The following is a 20,205-nucleotide window of genomic DNA, read 5'->3' as shown; positions in this document are numbered from 1 at the left end:
ATTATGAGAAAAATTATAAGCTATTTCATCAAATACAGTGTAGCCGTAAATGTGGTTATATTGGCTTTTGTGATTTTTGGTGTTATAGGCATATTTAGAATGAAATCTTCATTCTTTCCACTTATAGATTCACAGATTATTACAATAAGTGTTGCGTACCCGGGAGCAGCTCCGCAAGAGATTGAAGAAGGTGTGATCCTCAAAATTGAAGACAATCTAAAAGGACTTGTAGGTATTGATAGAGTGACGTCTGTTTCCAGAGAGAACGGAGGTAATGTAACTATTGAAATAGAACAGGGAGAAGATATAAATGTCATTCTTGCTGAGGTTAAAAACGCAGTAGATCGCGTCCCTAGTTTTCCTACCGGGATGGAACCACTGGTTGTAGCAAAGCAAGAAGCCATTCGGCAGACCATAAGTTTTGCGATAAGCGGAGAAACCTTAGATCTCGCTACGCTGAAACAAATCGCGCGTTCTATTGAATATGACTTAAGGGCAATGGACGGTATTTCTCAAATAGAGATTAGCGGTTTTCCTGAAGAAGAAATTGAAATTGCCGTTCGCGAAAATGATCTTTTAGCTTACGGACTAACATTTCAGGAAGTTGCTCAAGCCGTTTCGAGAGCAAATATCTTAACTACCGGCGGAAATATAAAAACCGAAACAGAAGATTATTTAATCAGAGCGAATAACCGTGCCTATTATGGAGATGAATTGACTAACCTTATTGTTCGGGCTAATCCAGACGGGTCGCTGGTTCGTTTGAGTGATGTGGCGGTTTTAAGAGATCGCTTCTCAGAAACACCAAACGCATCTTATTTCAATGGAAACCTTGCTGTAAATATAGAAATAAGCAATACAAATAATGAAGATTTATTACCTACTGCTGAAAAAGTAAAAGAATATATAGAGGAGTTTAATGCAAAATACGATTCAGTTCATATAGATATTACTTCAGATTCTTCTATACGTTTAGAGCAGCGTACAAATCTGTTAGTAGTTAACGGTGCAGAAGGTATTTTGCTGGTGCTTTTATTTTTATCCTTTTTCCTGAACACCAGATTAGCATTTTGGGTAGCTGCAGGAATTCCTGTAGCCTTTCTAGGGATGTTTATTTTTGCCGGTGGTTTTGGTGTGACAATAAACGTGCTTTCCTTATTTGGGATGATTATCGTGATAGGTATTCTGGTTGATGATGGTATTGTGATTTCAGAAAATATCTATCAACATTATGAGATGGGAAAGACACCCATTCGTGCTGCAATAGATGGTACGATGGAAGTGATCCCTCCTATTATTTCAGCAATTATCACAACAGTTCTGGCTTTTTCAACTTTCTTATTCTTAGACAGTAGAATAGGGGAGTTCTTTGGTGAAGTTTCTACTGTGGTCATTCTAACGCTTGTGGTTTCTCTTGTTGAAGCTCTTATCATTTTACCGGCTCACATTGCGCACAGTAAAGCGCTGGTTAGGGAGTCAGATGCTGATATAGCTTCAAAAAAGGGTATGAGTAAATTCATGTACAAACTGCGTTTTTTTAATGAAAAAGGCGATCAGTTTATGAGTTATATGCGTGACAGAATCTATACGCCTGTTTTGCGATATACCCTAAAAAATAAATTGCTTTCATTTTCTATTATATTGGCCTTACTCATATTGACGATTAGTTCGATAATGGGTAGTGTCGTAGGTGTGACGTTGTTTCCAAATGTTGCAAGTGATACGGTTTCTATAGAGCTGTTAATGCCTGAAGGAACAAACCCGGAGCGTACAGACAGTATTATTACGTTAGTTGAAAAAGCCGCGTGGCGTGTAAATGACGATTATACTGCTAAACAAACGGATAACATGCAGGTTATTGAAAACATAATCAAACGTGTGGGGCCGGGTAATAATAAAGCTTCCTTGCGCATTAATTTGTTGCCTGGAGAGTTTAGAGACTTTTCCTCTCCGGAAATAACCAATTCTATCCGGGATGAAGTGGGGCCGGTCTACGGGGTTGAGCGACTCACATTTGGTTCTGGGGGTAACTTTGGAGGAAGTCCGATTTCTATTTCTTTATTAGGAAATAATACCGAAGAGTTAGAAGCGGCGAAAGAAGAGTTGCGCTCTCAGTTAGAAGACAATGCTTTGTTGCGCGATGTGGTAGATACAGATCCTGAAGGGATCAAAGAGATTCAGATAGAGTTGAGAGAGACTGCATATTCTCTAGGCTTAAACCTTAATAGCGTGATGACGCAGGTGCGTAGTGGTTTTTTTGGTACACAGGCACAGCGTTTTCAACGCGGTCAGGACGAGATTAGAGTCTGGGTGCGTTACGATCGCAGTGATCGTAGCAGCTTAAATGACCTTGATGATATGCGTATTGTTACCCCGGCTGGTGATCGTATTCCGTTGCGTGAAATAGCAACATATACCATTTCTAGAGGTGATGAATCTATCAGTCACTTAGAGGGGCAGCGAGAGATACAGGTAAATGCAGATATGGCTGATCCTAATGGAAGCGTTACCGATATAATGACGGATATTCAACAAAATGTAATGCCAGATATTTTATCAAAATATCCTACACTTTCTGTTTCGTATGAAGGTCAAAACCGGGAAGCTGAAAAATTAAGCAGTTCTGCTAATAAGGTTGTGTGGGTCATTTTGTTTTTGATCTATGCGACTATAGCATTTACCTTCCGTAGCTACAGTCAGCCGTTTATATTGTTACTTATGATCCCTTTTAGTATTATAGGTGTTGCCTGGGGACATTATATTCACGGGTTTCCTATAAATGTACTTTCGGCATTAGGTATAATTGCGTTGATAGGTATTATGGTTAACGACGGTCTTGTGCTTATAGGTAAATTAAATGCCTCTCTAAAGGCCGGAGTAAAGTTTGAAGAAGCACTTTTTGAAGCGGGAAGATCTCGTTTCCGAGCTATTTTTCTAACCAGTATTACAACTATTGCAGGTCTGGCTCCGCTACTTTTAGAGAAGAGTAGACAAGCGCAGTTTTTAAAACCGATGGCGATTTCTATTTCTTACGGAATAGGAATTGCAACCTTACTAACTTTATTGATGCTGCCGTTGTTGCTTTCTATTTCTAACCAGATAAAAACGAAAGCTGCTTGGGTAAAAACAGGAAAAGAACCTGCACGCGAAGATGTAGAGCGGGCTATTAAAGAATTAAAAGAACAGAATGAAGAGCATTAGGCTAAAAATAGTAGTTTTAAGTGTTTTTGCTTTAGGCCAAAGTTTTTCAAATTTTGCCCAAGAGCAAGTGCTTTCTAAGTCTGAAGCGATCGCTTTAACCTTGGAGAATAACTACAATATTGCAGTTGCTGATAATTCGGTCTTAATTGCAGAGAACAATTCAGATATATTGAATTCTAATTACTTACCTACGGTTTTTGGTCAGGCCGGAATGTCCTACAGCCTCCAAGATCAAAAATTCAATCCTGATGATCGCCCACCTTTTGAGGTCAACAATGCAAAGTCTGAGAGCTATAACGCTTCGGTGAATTTAGAATATACCTTGTTTGACGGTTTGGGTAGGTTGTATAACTACAAAAGTCTAAAAGAGACTTATAATTTAACGAAGTTAGAAACCCGTGAAACTATTGAAAATACAGTATTACAATTGTTTTCAGTTTATTATGAGGTGGCTCGTCTAACAGAGAATGTTGAGATTTTAGAGCAAACTTTAGAGATTTCAAAAAACCGGGTTAAACGAGCCGGTTATCAATTTGATTATGGGCAAAATACAAAACTCGAAGTTTTAAATGCTGAGGTAGATGTGACCAACGACAGCATCAATTTGATGAATACGCGTCAACTATTGGAAAATACCAAGCGCGATCTCAACGTTGTTTTAGCGCGCGAACTTCAGCAGACTTTTGCTGTAGATACAAATGTGATTTTTATCCCGAAGATAGCATTAGAATCATACCTGGATCTGGCTAAAGAAAATAATGTGCGTTTATTGCAAACGGAATCTTCAATAACGCTGAGTGAATACGATATTAAGACTTCTAAAGCTCGTTTTTTACCTACGGTGGGGCTTACCGGCTCCTATGGCTGGAATGAGTCTATAACACCTGCCTCGGCCTTTTTTGGAGGAAGTACACGACAGAACACCGGGTTTCAGGGCGGATTGAATTTAAGATGGAATCTTTTTGACGGCGGAGCCAGTATTATTCAGCTAAAAAATGCAAAAATTGCTAAGGAAAATCAGCTGTTACTGAAAGAACAAATAAACCTTGAAGTTGATCGGGACATAGCAAATGCTTTGGGTAATTATGAAAACCTGATTGAGGTTTATGAGATTCAGGAACAAAATGTAATTACCAATAAAAATAACTTTGAACGTTCTCGTGAACGTTTCAATCTAGGACAAATCACTTCGATTGAATTTAGACAGGCACAGATCAATTTAATCAATGCAGCGACTAACAAGAATCTAGCTAAGTACGAAGCTAAGTTTGCAGAGCTCCAGCTTTTACAGCAAGTAGGGCAATTGCTTAATGTTGAATTTTAAAAGATGGAAGAGCATTTTTTTCAATGTCCGTATTGCTGGGAAGAAATCTCCATGCTGCTTGATACTTCAGTGAGGCATCAGGTTTATGTTGAAGACTGTGAGGTTTGTTGCAATCCTATAGAGCTTACGGTGGGTTATGAGGATGCTGTGCTGACAGAATTCCAAGTTGCTAGTATTGAGCAATAAGTCCTATATTTGTTGCTTAATACCCCTAATTGTGCTTCTAAATTTTAGTTTTTCGGAAAATGCTATCGGCTACATTGTAGAAGGTAAAATGGACTATAAAGCCATTACAGAGCTTAAAGCAGCTATACTCAAAAAATTTGAAGAACACGATACTATCAATTTATATTTAGAAGATAATAATATTGAGCGCTTTACGCTAGACGCTGTTTTTATTGCGAGTATTTTTCCGATGCAACATTCAAATCGTCTCAATAAAATCGCGATGGTCACTAACCGAAAGTGGATACACGCGATAGCAAATTTCAATAAAGTACTTATAGGTAAGGATATGCGTAATTTTACGGTAGATAAGCGTCTTGATGCGATTTCCTGGATAGCCTCAGACTAATCTAAAGCTGTAACGGTTTTAAGCATTCCTTCTTTTAGATTAAGCCACAGGTAGTTGAAAAACGATTTGGTTTGATTTCTGTTTACTTCACCAGCTCCTTCTTTAAACCCGCCATCTTCGTTTTTACTGGTTTTAGCGATAAATATATTGGCAATGGTAGAGGCAAACCATTTTTTCTTCTTTTTCTCTTGATTCATAATGTTGACTTTAAACTCATCATAAGTCATTTGCATGTCTATATGCGAACTGTAATTATCCCCATAAATAGTAAAATAGGTGTGCTCTAAATCTCCGCTCATTTCTACGCCTAAATTGGGAGATGTAAATGATTCAAGATTAGCTACCGGAAGTTTAGACAGGCTTCCTTTTACATAAAATTTATCTTGAGGGTCATTGATGTCAAAATTCCAATCCAAGCTCATAGGGCTACTTTTCATAAATACGGCTTTAATTGCAATGGAAGTCTTTTTTTCTCCTAAATTATACGTATTGCCAACATTATATAGTGAGGCATTAAGATTGCTGAAATCAAGCATCCCAGCTGCTGTGTTGCTGTTTACTTTTTCGTGATATACAATTCCACCATTCTTTATTTTGATAGTATCTATCATCATCTCAAAATTAAGATCACGCAGCATTTTAGAATACAAAGGCTTTTTAGTCAAATCATCTGCAATTCGCTTATCTCTGTATATATTTAGATAAGGGTTCTGTAATTCTAATAATGGGGTGTTGAGGTAAAATTCACCAGATTTTTCACCGTATTTGAGGTTGTGAAATTTTATATTTTTAATAGAAAAATCTATATGATCTCGTTCTTTCTTGATCATAGTACTGAGTTGGCTTCGCGAGTATTGAGTTTTTAGCCTCAGGTCATTCATAACGAGATCAGTGCCATCCCATTCAACGTGACTTACAGTTAGTATATCAAAACGATTGGTCTGATAATACAACGAGTCGTAACTCATAAAAATTTCTTCATAATCAAATGGGCGTGTGATCGCCGCTGTAATAGTAGGAGTAATATTCTCCAGTTTCAGGTTGAAATGCGCTGTTTTTAAAGTAACGGAATCCGTTTTAGGATTTATAATTTGAATGTAGTCTGTTACCAGATCAAATTTATCTATCTGAAAATGCCTGTCTAAATTTTGAGCCTGTATAGGATTTTCTGTCGTGCTATCTTTCTTCTTTGAATGTTGTTCTTTTTGTTCGTTGGAGTGTTTATAGTGTGTAAGACTGTCAGCGTGAATGCTGATGTTTTTAAAGTGAATATTTTTGTTTTTAAAATAATCCCAATGATCAAGTCCTTTAAGCTGTACACTGGCATTTTTAACTTCACTTCGGGGAGTAGAGTCGTTTGCTTTGATGCGAACGGTGGCATGAGCCATACTCGCATTGCCTCCCCAGCTGTCTATCGTGATATCTTCATAATCAAGCGAAAGTGACTCAGGTAAATCATTTTTAATAATCTCCTGAAGTTGATTTTTAAGGTAGGTATTGAGGTAAAGTGCTGCGGCTCCCAGTAGTACAAAAAATATAAAAAGCCCAATTAGAAATTTCTTCATTGCTCTAAGATATCTAATACTCAGGCTTGTTAGTGTTAGCGAAATGATAATATTAGAATTTAATAGAAATTTCTTTAAAAAGTTCTTGTGAGAACTTAAGAAGTGTTGTATATTTGCCGTCCAATATCGCGGGATAGAGCAGTAGGTAGCTCGTCGGGCTCATAACCCGAAGGTCACTGGTTCGAGTCCAGTTCCCGCTACTAGTAATGACAAGGCTTCACAGAAATGTGAAGCCTTTTTTTATTCATTGATTTTTTGTAGTTAACACTAAAATAGTAAAGGCTGAAAAATAAAAAGGGACTTTTTTCTAGTTAGAAAAAAGTCCCTTTTATAAGTTTAATAAGACCGATTAATTAAAGCCTAGTTCCTCTAAGCCTTTGTGGCTTATTTTAATAGCTTCTAATGGGGTGTGATTAAAGGTTTGGTCTTGCTCTACAAAATAGTATTGCATTCCAGACTTTTCCTTTTCGGCAAGTATTCGAGCAAAATCAATGGTACCTTCTCCCACAGGAGCAAACCTTCCTTCATCATCCATATCTTTTACATGCCAAAGCTTAAATCTTCCCGGGTATTTTTCAAAATAAGCAACCGGGTCTGCGCCAGCTTTTGTTACCCAGTATAAATCCATCTGAAAGTTTACAAGCTCTGGATCTGTATTTTCTAACAAGTAGTCCATTAAAGTGATGCCGTCTTCTCCCTTTTTAAACTCAAAATCGTGATTGTGATAAACTAGTTTTAAACCGGCTTCATGACATTTTTCACCTAAAGTACTTAATATGTTCGCGAGTTTTTCAGGAGTACCGTCCATACCCATTGTCATAGATTCAGCATCAAACGTGAACATGCCCATAGGAGGAACAGGAATTACAAAATATTCAAATCCTGCGGCTTTTACATCAGCAATCATTTTATCAGCATTTTCTAGTGTGACAGAACCTTGATGTGTGCTTACCGGATGTAAATGAATTCCTTCGGCAAAAGATTTAAAATCAGCCGGAGTCATTTTATAAAAAAGGCCGTTGTCATAACCTGCTGCTTCAATATTCAGGTAGCCATCATTCGCAACAGTTTTTAATGTGCCTTTGGCATCTTCTGCCATCGCATCGCGTAGGGTGTATAGAGCAAGACCGCCAAAGCTAGCTGATTCACTAATAGTGTCCTGACTAGCTTCTGCTGTGGTTTTTGATTCTTTTTTCTTTTGATCTCCACAAGAAAAAAGTAAAGCAGAAGCTATAAATGCACCTGCAAATTTTAAACTTCTAATTTTTAAAAGAGGGGTTTTCATGAGTGTGTGTTTAGTTAACTGTTTAAAAATAAGTTTTTCCTAGTAGCTTATATTTCGATTTAATGATTTTAATATTCAAATTTTATTGAATTAAAAAAATCCGGCTGAAAAATTAACGAATCGTAAAATGATAAGTATTGATAATTATCTTGGAGCAATGCTAATACTTGATTAGATTTGCTGTCTCAATGGGATATTAACTCAGTTGGTTCAGAGTGTCACGTCGACAACGTGGAAGTCACTGGTTCGAATCCAGTATATCCCACATAACCGCTTTTCAATTGAAAAGCGGTTATTTAATTATAATGCTGGATCTGAAGGATTTTTTAAATATACCGGATATCGGGTATTTTATAGCTTGTATTTCAGCTCTATATTGCAATTGAAATCGAAATTCATTGTCAAGGGTGAGGGTTTGATTTTAATAAATTCGTGAGAATTTAGATTTTTGTTAAAATGAGCTTATAAAGAATTAGGGGCTTTATAGGCTCATTTCTAGTTTATGCCGTCAGCATATCTAAAATTCCTTCCAGACGCATACCTCTAGATCCTTTAATTAAGATGGTTACTTCTTGCATTAGGACTTCTTTAATGTTTTGAGGAAAACCATTTTCCTGAAGTGTTTTGAGATTTTTAAACTGGTAGTTAGGGGTCGAAGTATTTTTAAAGTTTTCGCCCAGAAATACTACATTTTTCAGTCCTAGTTCTCCTGTTAAATCTGCAATTTTCTGATGCTCCATTGCAGCAGTTTGACCAAGCTCAAACATATCTCCCAGAAAGGCAATTTTATGTTTACCTTCAAGATTAGCAAAATTGAATACTGCAGCTTCCATGCTTGTAGGATTGGCATTGTAGGCATCAAGAATAATTGTTAGATGATTCTTTTTTATAATTTGCGACCGGTTATTAGAGGGTATGTAGCTTTCTAGAGCATCAATAATCTGATCATCACCTACTTTAAAAAAAGTACCTATAGTGGCTGCTGCAGCAAGGTTTACTGCGTTGTATTGACCAATAAGTTGACTTTTTACTTCTTGATAATTAAATTGAATTTTTGCGAAAGGTTGAGCAAGTTTATATTCAATCTTAACATCAGCGTCTGCTGTAGCGCTAAAAGTAAAGGTGTGGGTAGTACCAATCTTTTTTTTCTGAATGGCGTCGTCTGTGTTTAGAAACAAGGAGCCTTTGTGGTCTATTAAATAATTGTATAATTCGCTTTTTCCTTTAATTACTCCCTCAACACTCCCAAAGCCTTCTAAATGGGCTTTACCAAAGTTTGTGATATAGCCAAAGTCTGGTGCGGCAATTGCAGCCAGCTCAGCAATTTCCCCTATATGATTGGCGCCCATCTCAACGATACCAAGCTCTGTTTCTGAGTTCATAGCGAGCAAGGTAAGCGGAACACCAATATGATTGTTGAGATTCCCTAGGGTTGCTACAGTTCTAAACTTTTTAGATAAAACAGCATTGATTAATTCTTTTGTAGTTGTTTTTCCATTGCTACCGGTTAATGCGATTATTGGAATATCTAAAAATTTTCGATGCGTATAGGCGAGGTTTTGAAGTGCTTTTAAAACATCTTCAACCAGGATTATGCGTTTTTCTGTTTGATAGATCTCCTCATCAACTACAGCATAACAAGCACCAAGTTTCAAGGCTTCTAAAGCATATTTATTGCCATTGAAATTATCACCTTTTAACGCGAAAAAAATAGCATTAGGCTCAATCTTACGGGTATCTGTGGTTACCCCTTTGCTTTTTAAAAACAGTGCGTGTAGGTCTTGAATTGTCATAGTTACTAGGAATAAAAAAACGCCCGAAGCTGAATGCTAAGGGCGTTTCAATATTATAAAATATTCTTGTTAGTTGCGAGGAGTTTTGTTTTTTGTAGACTTAGAACCTACACGTGACATGGCATTTCTAAAACCAATATCATCAGTAGCCATAGTTTGAGGTAAGTACCTGCGCTGTGCGGGATCTAACCAATATTCACGATCTCTCCAAGAACCACCTTTATATACGCGTACTTCGTCGTCAATAAGCGTTGTGCGGTCGTTTGCCTTATCGTATTCTTTGTTTAAGCCATCTTCTCCAGCAGAGATTTTATTGATCGGTGAGTCATACATACGGTCATTAGGGCTGTCAGTATCTGAAAAGCTCTGATAATATCTAGACGATTGCTTATCACCATCTCTAAAGTTACGGTTGTCGCTCTCTGAAAATTGTGTTCTTAAATAGGTTTCTTCGTCATCAACGGCTACTTGTAGGATTTCACCTGGAAGGTTACGAGCAACTATTTTTCCGTTTTCTAAAGTATCATAAACAATATCTTCCGTCGTCAATACTTTTACAGTACCATCTTCATTAATTGCGTTTTTAGTGTAAACGTTACCCCTGTAGTAGTTGAAGTCGTTAAACTCATCGTCTACAATCGGTCTGTACACATCAGCAACCCATTCTGAAACGTTACCGGCCATATCGTATAAACCATAATCGTTAGGTTCATAAGATTTGATCTCTGCAGTGATGTCTGCGTTGTCATCAGACCAACCGGCAATACCGCCATAATCACCATCGCCTTGCTTAAAGTTAGCCAATTGATCACCACGTGTTTTTCTGTTTCCAGAACGTGTGTAAGCACCATCCCAAGGATATTTTTTTCTTCCGCGATATACATTGTATTCTCTAAGTCCTACTAGTCCTAAAGCGGCATATTCCCATTCTGCTTCGGTAGGTAGACGGTATTTTGTAGTAGAAATAATTCCGTCTTTCATCTGTACATAGATGTCTTTAGCTTCAGGTGTTCCTCCTGGATTGTTAGGATTGGGTCTTGGGGTGTTATTTTTTTCTCTCTGTTCTGAGGCTCTACCGCCACGTATGACATCATCCTGACCTCCATAAGTAAGGCTGGGAGCCTGTAAATAAGTATCGGTATCAAAAGTAGACTGAGCATCTACATTGTATTTAGCGCCTTTTTGAGTGTAACCTTCTTCTTCAAGAACAAATTCATTATAGCGGTTTGTTCTCCATGTGCTAAACTCTACTGCCTGAATCCAACTAACTCCTACCACTGGGTAGCGAGCATAAGCTGGGTGACGCAGGTAATTTTCAGTCATTGTTTCGTTAAAACCTAGACGGTTTCTCCATACTAATGTATCTGGTAATGCACCGTAATATATGTTTCTGTAATTTGCTTCTTCAGGAGGGAATACTCGTTTGAGATAGTCTAAGTATTCTAAATACATAAGGTTTGTAACCTCTGTCTCATCCATGTAAAAAGACTGTACGTGTTGCTGGGTAGGTGTATTGTTCCAATCGTGCATTACATCATCCTGAACGCGACCCATTGTAAAGGTTCCCCCTTCAATAAAGATCAGACCGGGAGCTGCTTCTTGCTCTTTGTAATCTGTATTAGCCTGAAAACCTCCGTCTCTGTCATTAATGCTCCAGCCGGTAGCTCGAGAGCTGTTCTTGTAGTCTTTACCGTTGCGACCACAGCTTACCAATAGCATTGTTGAGAGGCTGAAAGCAAGCGTTTTAAACACTAGATTCCTGTTCATAGGTATAAATTCTTAAGAAGATTTGGGACTGCAATATACTATAAAGAGCCCAATTTGCAACAAAATAATAACTTTTGCAACTTGTTAATCCTGTTGATTCAGGAGGTTACACGGTTTTTTAACGAAACACAATTCGTTTTAGTATACTTGTCTGATTTAAAAGCTTTATGTTAGTTTTAATTTCTAATCTTGATTAAAGGAGATTTCCTGCAGAATGAAACAATTATTGGTCTTTGCTTTTTCAATCTTTAATTTGTTCCTGCTTGTGGCGCAACAGAAACAGTTTGCGATTAGCTGGAGTGAAAACGTGAATGTTTCTACCATCCAGCAGCCTTTACTCGTGCCCGGTTTTGAAGAAACAAACTTTAGCTATTCTCCGGTTACCGGAATTCGATATCTAAATAGGTGGAGGGCTGAAGGAGCTGTAGATCTAAATACCGTGAGGCTGCAAAATATAGTTTATGAGCGTGTGAATTCTCAAACGCTTTTGAGTCTGAAACAAGATTTAATACCTGAAGCACACAAGCTGAAGGCCAGTAACTCAAATGCCCGAGGAACAGGTTTCTTTGAATTCAGTTTTTCACCAATTATAAAGTCTGATGGTGTTATAAAGCGTGTCACTTCATTTACAATTTCTTACAATGCAGCCCAAATCTTTAGGGTAAATCAATCAAAGTCTCCAGGGCTTTCAAATTCAATTTTTGAATCAGGAAGGTTTTATAAATTTTATGTGGATACCACTGGAGTTTTTAAAATTGATCGTGATTTTTTGCGTGATCTTGGGATGGATGTGGATGCTATAAATCCGCAAAATTTAAAAATATACGGTGATGGTGGGGCAATGTTACCATTATTAAATGGGGGTAATACCGTTTTTGATCCCCAGGAAAATGGAATAAAAGTGGTAGGTGGGCAAGACGGTAGTTTTGACTCTGAAGACTTCATACTATTTTATGGTGAAGGGACACGGCAGTTTAATCCAGAGAGTTTGACGCATGTTAACGCATACGATGATAAATCTTATTATTTCATTACGGCAGATGGCGGTGCTGGTTTGCGCGTTCAGGCGATGCAGCAACCCGATGCTTCTGCTACACAAATTCTAACGACTTATGATGCCTATCAATTTTACGAGTTCGATCGGGAGAATTTACTCAATCTGGGACGGCGTTGGTTTGGTGAGCATTTTGATATTGAAAATGAACAGGAATTTGTTTTTGCTTTTCCCAACCGTGTTGCAGATGAGCCAGTTTCGTTGCGTGTTTATGTAGTGGCTATTTCAGAATCACAGACTTCTTTTACTCTCGGGATGAATGATGTATCTGTAGCAAACTTGAGTATTTTGCCTATTGATGAATCGATTTTGGCACGAGATGCTTCTTATGACAGTTTTTACAGAAGTGCATCCAGCCCTGCTATAACTACTTCTGGAGATCAGCTCACGGTCTCGCTCAATTATGATAATAATGGAAACCCTTCAAGCGTAGGATATTTAGATTTTATAGGACTTGGAGCGACATGTAGGCTTTCGGGTTATGGTAATCAATTTGGTTTCTCTAATGCTGAAGCTGCTACAGGTTCCGGGGTAGGAGTGTATCAATTCTCGAATGCCGCAGAATTTTCAGAAGTATGGGATGTTACAACTAGAAGCGCTATTACTTCGGTAGCTAATGAAAACAACTCTGCAGATTTTTCATTCAAAGCGCAGTTAGGAGCTGAAAGAAAGTATGTCGCTGTAACTCCTAATGATTTTTATATTCCGAAGCGAGAAAATGGAAGTGTTTTAGTTGCAAATCAAAATATTAAAGGAAGCATTTTTCAGAAAAACGGAAGCTTTCAGGATGTAGATTATCTGATCGTTACTTCAGCTGCATTGCGATCTCAGGCAGAACGTTTGGCTGATCATAACAGAACCTATCGCGGACTTCGGGTTCGGGTAGTAACGCTTAATGAGATCTACAATGAGTTTAGTTCCGGGAAGCAAGATATTGGTGCCATTCGAAATTTAGTACGCTATGTATATGAGAATGCGTCCTCATTAGAAAACCGTTTGAAATATTTATGTCTGCTGGGAGATGCTTCTTTTGATTATAAAGACCGTGTGGCTGACAACAATAATATTGTACCCACCTTCAATACTTATTATAGTTTTTCACAGTCTCAATCGTATATGAGCGATGATTATTTTGGTTCTTTAGATGCAGCAGAAGGAATTATAGAAAATAACAGCCCGGCTGGTAGCGGAGGTTCTGATCGCCTCGATGTTGCAGTGGGTAGAATTCTTGCTGATACGCCACAACTTGCTGATCAGGTGATTTCAAAAATCATAAACTATGATAGTCAGGCATCACTGGGTCGGTGGCATAATGATTTTGTTTTAGTGTCAGATGACGTAGATCTTCCATGGGAGTTTACAGAATTAGAATCTACTATTGATGCGCTTGGAGATCAAATTCAGGAAGAGAAGCCCTTTATAAATGTCAAGAAAATACATAGTGACAGTTATCAGCAACAGTCCTCTGCAGGTGGGGATCGCTACCCTGAAGTTAATGAAGCGATCATAACTGCGCTTGAAGCAGGTTCTCTGGTGATGACTTATCTGGGGCACGGAGGCGAAAACACATTAGCTTCAGAATTTATTTTCACACGTGAAAATGCCCGAAATCTAAATAATAAAGACAAACTACCGGTGATTGTGACGGTTACCTGTGAGTTTACTCGTTTTGATAATCCTAACCGCACAGCTGCGGGAGAAGAATTGTTATGGAATGCTAACGGAGGTGCAGTTGGTCTGGTGGCGACAACACGTGAAATTTCGGTGAGATTGGGAGTGAGTTTTAATAGGCAATTGGCATCCAATCTTTTTTCCTTCGGAACAAATGAAATAAAAAGTGTCGCAGAAAACCTCAGAGAAACAAAAAATCAAATCAACGATGATAATCGCCGGGTTATCTTTTTTATAGGGGATCCTGCTATGAAGCTTGCGTTTGCAGATCCCGATATCCGATTGACAGCTATTAATGATATACCTATAACGCAACAAGTAGATACATTAAAGGCTTTAAGCCGAATTAAATTGAGTGGTGAAGTTGTTGGTCTAAATGGTCAGCGCATATCGGGTTATAACGGAGAACTTTCAGCGACGGTCTATGATAAATATATTGAGCGGCAAACGCTGGGTAATGATGGCACAACAGATGCTAACGGGAATTTGTTGATTCTAAACTTTAAAGCGCTAGGTGCAATCTTGTATCGAGGTAAGGCTAGTGTTACCAATGGTGTTTTTGATTTTGAGTTTGTTGTTCCGAAAGATGCTGCGATTCCGTTGGGGACTGGTAGAGTGAATTTTTACAGTAAACGAACAGGGGGTGTTGAGGATCAGGCGGGAGCTAACGAGCAGGTAATAGTGGGCGGTTTGAATGAAAATGCGCCTGATGATAATGTAGGGCCGCTGATCAATTTGTATATGAACGATGAGAATTTTGTGAATGGAGGGGTAACCAATACGTCACCTACGCTTCTCGTAAAACTAGAAGATGAAAACGGAATCAATACAGCGGGAGGAATAGGGCATGACTTGATCGCGATTATCGATGGAGATGAAGAAAACCCCATTATTCTCAATGAATTTTATGAGAGCGATGTAGATAATTTTAGCCTGGGGGGGGCTTTACGAACGTTGCGCGATCTGGAGCCCGGTTTGCACACCGTTACTGTAATTGCCTGGGATACATATAATAATTCTTCTACTGCAGATCTTCAATTTGTAGTCGCTGGAGATGAAGAATTAAAATTAGAGCACGTGCTTAATTATCCCAATCCGTTTGTGAATTATACCGAGTTTTGGTTCAATCACAACCGTCCTTACGAGCCATTAGAAATTCAGGTTCAGATTTTTACTGTGACAGGTAAAGTAGTAAAGACCATAAATCAGTTGGTGACAACTACCGGTTTTTTATCTCGTGAGATCACTTGGGATGGTCTTGATGATTTTGGTCAAAAAATAGGAAAAGGCGTTTATGTTTATAAGATTACCGTGAAATCTACGTTAACGAATAAGAAAGTTGAAAAGTTTGAGAAATTAGTCATTCTGTAGGCTTTTAATTTATATTTGTCAAAAGACGCTTCTTTAATGAAAAAAACGGTACTCTTTTTATTTTGTTTTGTTTCTCTTCAGCAATTACAGGCTCAGGAAGTTGAAGGTCGCCCTATAACTACAGGTGTTCCTTTTCTGGGTATTGCGGCTGATGCACGTGCGGCAGGTTTAGGAGATCAGGGGGTAGCAACTAGTCCTGATGCGTATTCTCAGCAGTGGAATCCCGCTAAGTATGCATTTATTGAGCAGCAGCAAGGAGTAGGATTCAATTATACGCCATATTTAAGTCAGATAGTAGATGATATATTTTTAGGCCAGGTTACCTATTATAATCGTATTAATGAGCGTAGCGCCTTTGGTGGAAGTCTGCGTTATTTCAGTCTTGGTGATATAGAATCTATACAGAGCAGCAATCCTTCGCAAGCAGAATTAGAAAACCCGTTGATTTTAAGCCCAAATGAATTCACACTTGATTTGTCGTACGCGTTAAAATTGAGTGATCGTTTTTCTATGGCAGTTGCCGGAAGGTATTTACGCAGTAATTTAAAACTTCAGATTAATGATGAAGATGCAAGTGCAGCAGGATCTGTAGGTGTTGATATTGCTGGATATTATCAGTCTGAAGAGATTACTTATGACGATTTTAATGGTCGCTGGCGGGGAGGTTTTAATATTTCAAATATTGGTCCAAAAATTAAATATGACGAAGCCGGACAAGAAAATTTTATTCCTACCAATCTCCGTTTAGGTGGTGGTTTCGATTTTATTTTAGATGCCTATAATGTCGTCGCTGTGGGGCTTGAATTTAATAAATTACTGGTGCCATCACCTCAAGATTTTAATGGAGACGGTGTGATTGATGGTTCTGATAGTGAGGAATATAATAACATTGGTTTCTTTGAAGGGATGTTTCAGTCCTTTGGAGATGCTCCCAATGGTTTTGGTGAAGAGTTAAAAGAGGTGACATGGTCTTTAGGTGCAGAATATAAATATGATGATGTATTTGCTTTTAGAGCAGGCTATTTTAATGAGAGTGATTTAAAGGGAGCCCGTAAGTTCGCAACCCTTGGCTTAGGGTTTAAATACACGGCTATTGATATTGATGTTTCCTATTTGTTTTCTACAACACAAGTACGTAACCCATTAGAGAATACACTGCGTTTTGGGATCACGTTTAGTTTTGGTGACGAGTATACAGAATACTAACTCTCTATGAAAAAAATAAGAATTGAATCTGAGCTAGAGGCTTATGATGATCTAAAAGAGTTGCCTAAGGATATCCAGGATTTGATGCGTGCAGCTTTTGAAGCTCGTGATGCAGCGTATGCTCCGTATTCAAAATTTCACGTAGGTGCCGCAATTCAGCTTGAAAATGGTATCGTGGTAAAAGGGAGTAATCAAGAAAATGCAGCCTATCCATCCGGTCTTTGTGCAGAACGTACTGCGATTTATTATGCCGGCGCAAATCATGCAGATCAAAAAATAAATACAATAGCTATTTCGGCTAAAGCTCAAAATAAAGAAACGTTAACTCCTATACCGCCTTGTGGAGCTTGCAGACAGGCTATCGCAGAGTATGAGGTTAAACAAGATCAGCCTATTGTGATTTATTTTATGGGAGAGCGTGGGGCGGTTTTTAAAAGTGACTCCCTACGTAATTTACTTCCCTTTATATTTACTCAGGAGTATTTATAGAAAACATTTTTTTTAGAATTTAAGCATCAATTTTTTGCGTTTGTAAAATGCTGCTTGTAGCAGCTCAATTTTTTTAGCAAAGACTTTCACGCTTCGTCTTGAATATACTATTTTTGTTCTTCGTCTAAAAAGACGGCTTGGTGTATAGATAAATCTATAATTTAAATGAAAGAAATCACAAAAGAGGTATACCTGAACTGGTATGAAGAAATGTCCTTCTGGCGCAAGTTTGAAGATAAACTGGCACAGGTTTATATTCAGCAAAAAGTAAGAGGATTTTTGCATTTGTATAATGGTCAAGAGGCTATTCTTGCAGGAGCCCTTCACGCGATGGATCTTACAAAGGATAAAATGATCACCGCTTACCGTAATCACGTGCAGCCAATAGGTATGGGAGAAGATCCTAAACGCGTAATGGCAGAGCTTTATGGTAAAAAAACCGGTACTTCTATGGGATTGGGTGGTTCTATGCACATCTTTTCTAAAGAGCACCGTTTTTACGGAGGTCACGGCATCGTAGGAGGTCAGATTCCTCTAGGTGCTGGTTTAGCCTTTGGTGACAAATACTTTAAGCGAGATGCAGTTACCTTAACGTTTTTTGGTGATGGTGCTGCGCGTCAGGGTTCTTTACACGAGACTTTTAATATGGCGATGAACTGGAAACTTCCTGTTGTTTTCTGTGTAGAAAATAACGGTTACGCGATGGGGACTTCAGTAAAACGTACTGCTAACCATGAAGATATTTGGAAGTTAGGCTTAGGTTATGAGATGCCTTGTGGCCCTGTAGATGCGATGAACCCAGTTGCAGTCGCAGAAGCTTTTGATGAAGCGATTGCACGCGCACGTCGTGGAGATGGTCCTACATTTTTAGAGTTAAAAACATACCGATACAGAGGTCATTCTATGAGTGATGCTCAAAAGTATCGTACAAAAGATGAGGTAGCAGAATATCAGAAAATTGATCCGATTACTCAGGTTAAAGATATTTTGTTAGAAAAGAAATATGCTACAGAAGAAGAATTAAAAGAAATAGACAAGCGCGTTAAAAAGCGAGTTGCTGAGTGCGAAAAATTTGCAGATGAGAGTGACTTCCCTGATAAAGAAATTATGTACGACGTAGTTTACGAGCAGGAAGACTATCCATTTTTAGCACATAAACCAGAATAAATCATGGCAGAAGTAATTAAAATGCCCCGCCTTAGTGATACAATGGAAGAAGGAACCGTTGCATCCTGGCTAAAGAAAGAAGGAGATAAAGTAGAAGAAGGAGATATCCTTGCAGAAATAGAAACTGACAAAGCTACAATGGAGTTTGAGTCTTTCTATGAAGGTACTTTACTGCATATAGGAATTCAAGAAGGAGAGACTGCTAATGTGGATGCACTTCTTGCAATTATTGGAGAAGAAGGAGAAGATATTTCCGGTTTATTAGATGGAAGTAGTGCTGCTTCTGACTCAAAGGAAGAAGAGGAAGAAGATAGTTCTGAGGAAACTGAAGAAACAGCTGCTGAAGAAGAGGAAACTTCTGAAAAAGATTCGACTGAAGAAGATGCAGGTGGTTCAGAAATCCCTGATGGTGTTGAGGTCGTTACAATGCCACGTCTTAGTGACACAATGGAAGAGGGGACTGTAGCTTCTTGGTTGAAAAAAGAAGGAGATAAAGTAGAGGAAGGTGATATTCTTGCAGAAATAGAGACAGACAAAGCTACAATGGAGTTTGAGTCTTTCTATAATGGTACGCTGCTTCATATTGGTATTCAGGAAGGAGAAACTGCAAAAGTTGATTCTTTACTTGCGATAATTGGTGAGGAAGGTACAGATGTTTCTGGCGTAATCAGCAGTCTTAAATCTGGTGGAGCTAAGAAAGAGGCTCCTAAGAAGGAAGCGCCGAAAAAAGAGGCTCCTAAAAAACAAGAAGCCAAAAAAGAAGAGCCGAAGAAAGAAGCTCCTAAAAAAGAAGAAAATAAACCAGCTTCAAAAAATACATCTTCTAGCGATGGTCGTGTTTTTGCATCGCCATTAGCTAAAAAATTAGCAGAAGAAAAAGGAATTGACCTTGCAAAAGTTACTGGAAGTGGAGAAAATGGCCGCGTAGTTCGCAAAGATATTGAGAACTATACCCCGTCTGCTTCAGGAGCAGGAGTACAACAGTTTGTTGCAACCGGTGAAGAGAGCTATGAGGATATTAATAATTCTCAAATGCGTAAGGCCATAGCAAAATCTTTAGGTAAATCTAAATTCACTGCGCCGCATTATTATTTGAATGTTGAATTTGACATGGAAAATATGATTGCATTCCGCGGTCAGTTTAACCAGTTGCCAGATACAAAGGTTTCTTATAATGATATGATTATAAAAGCGGTTTCTATCGCTTTAAAACAGCATCCACAGGTAAACTCGCAGTGGTTTGACGATAAGATGCGTTTAAATAAACATGTGCACATAGGTGTCGCGGTTGCAGTGCCAGACGGACTTGTAGTTCCTGTTGTTGAGTTTGCAAATGAAAAATCATTACAGCAAATCAATGCAGAGGTAAAAGAACTTGCTGGTAAAGCTCGTAACAAGAAGCTGAAGCCTGAAGAAATGCAAGGAAGTACTTTTACCATTTCAAATTTAGGGATGTTTGGTATCACAAACTTTACTTCAATTATCAATCAGCCTAACTCGGCAATTCTGTCTGTAGGTTCTATAATTGAAAAGCCAGTTGTAAAAGACGGTAAAATTGTTGTGGGTAATACAATGACTTTATCAATGGCTTGTGATCACCGTACAATTGATGGTGCTACAGGAGCTCAGTTTTTACAGACTCTAAAAACATATATTGAAAACCCTGTTTTGATGTTGGCTTAAAAACCAATTTATTAAATACATAACTTAAAAACCCGTCAAATTATGATGGGTTTTT

At 38.3% G+C, this 20,205-nt stretch carries 13 protein-coding genes and 2 tRNA genes; 11 read left to right on the top strand and 4 right to left on the bottom strand.

All coding sequences use genetic code 11. From position 1 onward, the window contains the following. Positions 1 to 3 precede the first annotated feature (3 nt). Genes DSM03_RS13775 through DSM03_RS13760 form a run of 4 tightly spaced genes read left to right on the top strand, consistent with a single transcriptional unit; the run spans position 4 to position 5,099 of the window. The gene (locus DSM03_RS13775; RefSeq protein ID WP_128762332.1) at positions 4 to 3,201 is read left to right on the top strand and encodes an efflux RND transporter permease subunit; all 3,198 of its coding nucleotides are present in this window, start codon (positions 4 to 6) and stop codon (positions 3,199 to 3,201) included. After that, positions 3,188 to 4,525, top strand: coding sequence for a TolC family protein (locus DSM03_RS13770; RefSeq protein WP_128763242.1), 1,338 nt, complete (start codon positions 3,188 to 3,190; stop codon positions 4,523 to 4,525). Before DSM03_RS13775 ends, DSM03_RS13770 begins: the two co-directional genes overlap by 14 nt. 3 nt (positions 4,526 to 4,528) lie before the next feature. Next, positions 4,529 to 4,711, top strand: a complete 183-nt coding sequence (locus tag DSM03_RS13765) for a CPXCG motif-containing cysteine-rich protein (protein WP_128763241.1) — start codon at positions 4,529 to 4,531, stop codon at positions 4,709 to 4,711. Between the two features lie 31 nt (positions 4,712 to 4,742). Further along, positions 4,743 to 5,099 (top strand): SpoIIAA family protein, encoded by a 357-nt coding sequence (locus tag DSM03_RS13760; RefSeq protein WP_128762329.1) that lies wholly within the window; start codon positions 4,743 to 4,745, stop codon positions 5,097 to 5,099. On the opposite strand, the gene DSM03_RS13755 is transcribed toward DSM03_RS13760, so the two are convergent. After that, entirely contained in the window at positions 5,096 to 6,664 is a 1,569-nt protein-coding gene (locus DSM03_RS13755) for a hypothetical protein (RefSeq protein WP_128763240.1), read from the bottom strand. The genes DSM03_RS13760 and DSM03_RS13755 overlap by 4 nt on opposite strands. Positions 6,665 to 6,791: 127 nt before the next feature. On the opposite strand from DSM03_RS13755, the gene DSM03_RS13750 reads away from it, so the two are divergent. Next, positions 6,792 to 6,864, top strand: a tRNA-Met gene (locus DSM03_RS13750). 149 nt (positions 6,865 to 7,013) lie between these two features. On the opposite strand, the gene DSM03_RS13745 is transcribed toward DSM03_RS13750, so the two are convergent. Next, positions 7,014 to 7,949: a sugar phosphate isomerase/epimerase family protein gene (locus DSM03_RS13745; RefSeq protein WP_128763239.1), complete on the bottom strand. Its 936-nt coding sequence runs from the start codon at positions 7,947 to 7,949 to the stop codon at positions 7,014 to 7,016. A gap of 190 nt (positions 7,950 to 8,139) precedes the next feature. On the opposite strand from DSM03_RS13745, the gene DSM03_RS13740 reads away from it, so the two are divergent. Next, positions 8,140 to 8,214: transfer RNA gene (locus DSM03_RS13740), tRNA-Val, on the top strand. Positions 8,215 to 8,449: 235 nt separating this feature from the next. Here the strand turns inward: DSM03_RS13740 and DSM03_RS13735 are convergent. Continuing rightward, the gene (locus DSM03_RS13735; RefSeq protein ID WP_128763238.1) at positions 8,450 to 9,742 is read right to left on the bottom strand and encodes a UDP-N-acetylmuramoyl-tripeptide--D-alanyl-D-alanine ligase; all 1,293 of its coding nucleotides are present in this window, start codon (positions 9,740 to 9,742) and stop codon (positions 8,450 to 8,452) included. A gap of 69 nt (positions 9,743 to 9,811) precedes the next feature. After that, on the bottom strand, positions 9,812 to 11,509 hold the full coding sequence (gene gldJ / locus DSM03_RS13730; protein ID WP_128762325.1) for a gliding motility lipoprotein GldJ: 1,698 nt from the start codon (positions 11,507 to 11,509) through the stop codon (positions 9,812 to 9,814). Between the two features lie 214 nt (positions 11,510 to 11,723). On the opposite strand from gldJ, the gene porU reads away from it, so the two are divergent. From porU to DSM03_RS13705, 5 genes are all read left to right on the top strand, one after another. Next, positions 11,724 to 15,605: a type IX secretion system sortase PorU gene (porU, locus tag DSM03_RS13725; RefSeq protein ID WP_128762324.1), complete on the top strand. Its 3,882-nt coding sequence runs from the start codon at positions 11,724 to 11,726 to the stop codon at positions 15,603 to 15,605. Between the two features lie 36 nt (positions 15,606 to 15,641). Then, complete coding sequence (gene porV / locus DSM03_RS13720; protein ID WP_128762323.1) at positions 15,642 to 16,811, top strand: type IX secretion system outer membrane channel protein PorV; 1,170 nt, start codon at positions 15,642 to 15,644, stop codon at positions 16,809 to 16,811. Positions 16,812 to 16,817: 6 nt separating this feature from the next. After that, positions 16,818 to 17,300, top strand: coding sequence for a cytidine deaminase (gene cdd / locus DSM03_RS13715; RefSeq protein WP_128762322.1), 483 nt, complete (start codon positions 16,818 to 16,820; stop codon positions 17,298 to 17,300). A 165-nt stretch (positions 17,301 to 17,465) separates the two neighbouring features. Further along, complete coding sequence (gene pdhA, locus DSM03_RS13710; protein ID WP_128762321.1) at positions 17,466 to 18,467, top strand: pyruvate dehydrogenase (acetyl-transferring) E1 component subunit alpha; 1,002 nt, start codon at positions 17,466 to 17,468, stop codon at positions 18,465 to 18,467. A gap of 3 nt (positions 18,468 to 18,470) precedes the next feature. Continuing rightward, entirely contained in the window at positions 18,471 to 20,150 is a 1,680-nt protein-coding gene (locus DSM03_RS13705; protein WP_128762320.1) for a pyruvate dehydrogenase complex dihydrolipoamide acetyltransferase, read from the top strand. Positions 20,151 to 20,205: the final 55 nt, after the last annotated feature.

Origin of the sequence: Leeuwenhoekiella aestuarii, from assembly GCF_004104055.1 — a bacterium.
GTDB classification, from domain to species: domain Bacteria; phylum Bacteroidota; class Bacteroidia; order Flavobacteriales; family Flavobacteriaceae; genus Leeuwenhoekiella; species Leeuwenhoekiella aestuarii.
The sequence above is the reverse complement of the archived record's forward strand: the minus strand, read 5'-3'. Positions and strand labels throughout refer to the sequence as shown.